Here is a 3,354-nt window from a genome sequence, read left to right as displayed (position 1 = left end):
GAGCTGCATCAGCATGAAGGAGGTATCCTCCATATAGGGATAACGCTCCTGGATGGTGCGATAGATTGCGAGGGCTGCAGTATGGTCTCCGACAGCCTTCAGGTAAGCCCCCAGCTTGGTCGCATGGTGCAACCAGAGGGCCCGCAATCTTTCGCGCTCGGCTTCCGCCCAGATATAGGCGTGCTCAGCGAGGTAATCGCCGTTGTACGCTTCGAGCACAGCCACATGTTGGGGCTGCGTTTCTTTCGTGAGCGGCTCCAGCGCGAGGAGCCGTTGTTCCCAGACTTCCGCATCGACGGGCGTGCCATGCAGATTGAGCAAATAGCTGTTGTTGTGGCTATTGATCGTTACCGGCACCCCCAATTTTTCCATCAGCTTGCGGAGCTGATAGATGGTCGAGTACAGTTGTGAAACACTTTTTCTGGGATCGTCACCGGTCCAGATGACATCCAGGATGTGGTCCTTGCGGATCGGTTTTTGGCGGTGGTGCAAAAGGAACGCGAACAATTCCTTAGATTTCGCTGTCCGCCATTTCACTTCCAGATGCGCCCTGTCCTCGTCCGCCATTTGGAAACGGAGTGAGGAGAGGCAGCAGATTTGTCCGAGCGTTGGTTGGGACGTTTGGGCTATCGGTTCAGCAATACCCTCCATCAGGCGCCCAATGGTTTTCTGCAGGCGGTCCTTTTGGATCGGCTTCAGCAGATAGTCGCTGGCGTTCAGATCGAAGGCTTGGACCGCGTATTCCCGGTAGGCGGTCACGAACACGATCTTGGTCCGGGGCGAGAACGTTTGGATCTGCTCGGCCAGCTGGATGCCGGTGATTTCTGGCATTTCGATGTCCAAGAAGACGACATCCGGCTCCAATTCTTCTATCCCCGCCAACGCTTGATGCGGATCGGTGTATGTCGCGACCAACGTCACTTCCGGTCGCTCGTCGAGGAGCCTTTCGAAATAATCCAGGCTGAGTCGTTCGTCGTCTACTATGATCGCGCGCATCTGTCCTTCACCCCTTTGTCGATGTCTGTGCTTCGGTTTCTGATCTGGTCTTGCTGTTGGCTGTTATTTCTGTGATTTGTTTTTTTTCAGGAACAAGAATCCGCTTAGAAGCAACAGGACACCCACCAGCAGGTAATTGAACAAGTCGGTGGCGGTATCCGGCAACAAGGAGCCTTTTTGCTTCGTCTTCTGTTTCTCTTTGTGGACCGGTGTCTTCGCGTTCGTCACGGTCAGTTGGACCGTTTTTTCTTGACTGTAGGCGATTGTGAAGGTCACAGGGGTCGCATCCAGCTGATAGCCAGTAGGCGCTTGTGTCTCGACGAATTGGTAATCGCCAGGGCGCAGGCCGTTGATGCTGATCTTGCCTTCTGCATCCGTTACAAGGTCGGTTTGGATGGTCTTGCCGGTTGCATCCTGCAGTTCGTAGTGCGCTCCTGCCAATACGTGCTGTTTGTCGGCTGCATCAACTTTCGTCAATACCACAGCGCCGGTAATCAGTTCGTTCTTGGCCAGAACGGTCAGGGCGATTTCCTGGCCTTTCGCAATCGTGAAGGCGATCGGCGTTTCGTCCAATTGATAATGCTGTGGTGCTTTCGTTTCGATGAAGCGGTAGTTGCCCGGCTTCAGATCATCCACATGCAGTTCACCGTCTTTGTCCGTCGTCAAGCCTTCGCGGATGATTTCTCCGGTTTCGGTCTCCAAGCGGAATTCCGCACCAGTCAGGACGCGTTCCGGATCGTACTTGTCGACTTTCGTCAACACCACGCTGCCGGTCGTCAATTCATTGGTCGCAGTCGTGATCAGCGTCTCCACTTGACCTTTTGCGATTGTGAACAGGATCGGCGTCTCGTCTAAATCATAACCGAATGGGGCTTTGATTTCAACAAATTGATAGTCGCCGGGTTTCAAATCGGTTACGCGGATGCTGCCATCCTTGTCGGTCGTCAACTTATCTTTGAGCAACTTCCCAGATGCATTGCGCAGTTCGAAGACAGCGCCAGCCACTGGAAGGGTCTCATCGTCACGGTCGACTTTGATCAGTTCGACAGAGCCAGTAGTCAATTCATTTTCGGCTTGCACTTGGACGGTTGTCGTCGGTCCCAATTCGATAACGAACGGAATCGGCGTGGCATCCAGATCATAGCCGAACGGTGCTTCCGTTTCGACGAATTGGTAGTTGCCAGGTTTCAGTCCTTCGACCATGATTTTGCCTTCTGTATCGGTGACGAGACCGGTCTGGAGTGTCTTGCCGGTTGCATCCTGCAACGCGAAGACGACTTCCGCCAACGGTTGGCCGGCATTGTCGCGGTCGACTTTCGTCAGTTCCACTGAACCGGTCGTCAAGACGTTCGACGCGGCTACGTTCACAGTTTTCACATCCGCAGTCGTGCGGGCTTTAGCGATTGTGAACGGAATCGGCGTGGCATCCAGATCGTAGCCGAATGGTGCTTCTGTTTCGACGAAGCGATAATCGCCAGGCAACAGATCCTTGACGGAAATGGTGCCGTCTTTATCGGATGTGAGTTCCGCTTGGATCACTTTGCCATCCGCAGTTTGGAGCGCGAAGACGGCACCCGCAAGTGGTGCATCTGCGTTGTCCGCATCTGTTTTCGTCAACAGCACTTGGCCGCGGATCAGTTCGTTTTCGGCTGTCAGTTGGAGTGCTTCCTCTTGACTGTTCTCGATCACGAACACGATTTTTTCTTTCAACAATTGGTAATAGTCAGGTGCTTTGGTTTCGACAAGTTGATAGCTGCCTGGTCTCAGATCGGTGATGCTGATCTGTCCGGCTGCATCGGTCGTCAAATCTTTCTGCAGCACGTTGCCATCCGCATCCTGCAGTTCAAAGACTGCGTCCGCAAGTTTGGCAGCGCTGTGTTTGTCGACTTTCGTCAATACGACTGATCCAGGGATCAATTCGTTTTCAGCTGAGACTGTCACAGCCTTCTGCTTCTCGGTCGACCCGCTTCTTTCGATCGTAAAGGTCAGTTTTTCGGCATCCAACTGATAGTCGGTTGGTGCTTTTGTTTCCACAAAGTAGTAGTCGCCTGGCTTCAGGTCTTCCACAAGCACGTTGCCTTCAGCGTCCGTCTTCAGGTTTCCCTTGATGACTTCGTCTTTTTCATTGAAGAGCGTGAATACGGCTCCGGCCAATGCTTCGCCGCTGGTGCCGTCGGTTTTGGTCAAGCGGACGTTGCCTGTGACCAGTTCGTTCGGCGCTTCCACTTGTACCGTTTGCGTTTCACCGGCTTTCAATTCGAAAGCGATCGGATCAGCATTCAGTTGGAAAGCATCCGGGGCTTTCGTCTCAACAAATTTGTATTTCCCAGGTTGCAGGTTCGCCACGAAGATCTGTCC

Annotated in this window: 2 protein-coding genes; both read right to left on the bottom strand. The window is 53.3% G+C overall.

The features are described 5' to 3' along the window. A partial coding sequence (locus tag WBV27_RS05795; RefSeq protein ID WP_424200236.1) for a response regulator occupies positions 1 to 996 on the bottom strand: 996 nt, incomplete at its 3' end. A 63-nt stretch (positions 997 to 1,059) separates the two neighbouring features. Then, positions 1,060 to 3,354: SpaA isopeptide-forming pilin-related protein (locus WBV27_RS05790; RefSeq protein ID WP_424200234.1), on the bottom strand; the 2,295-nt coding region annotated here is incomplete at its 5' end.

The organism is Trichococcus sp. (assembly GCF_049589555.1).
Classification (GTDB): domain Bacteria; phylum Bacillota; class Bacilli; order Lactobacillales; family Aerococcaceae; genus Trichococcus.
Note: the sequence above shows the minus strand (reverse complement) of the source record. Positions and strands in the feature narration are given on the sequence as shown.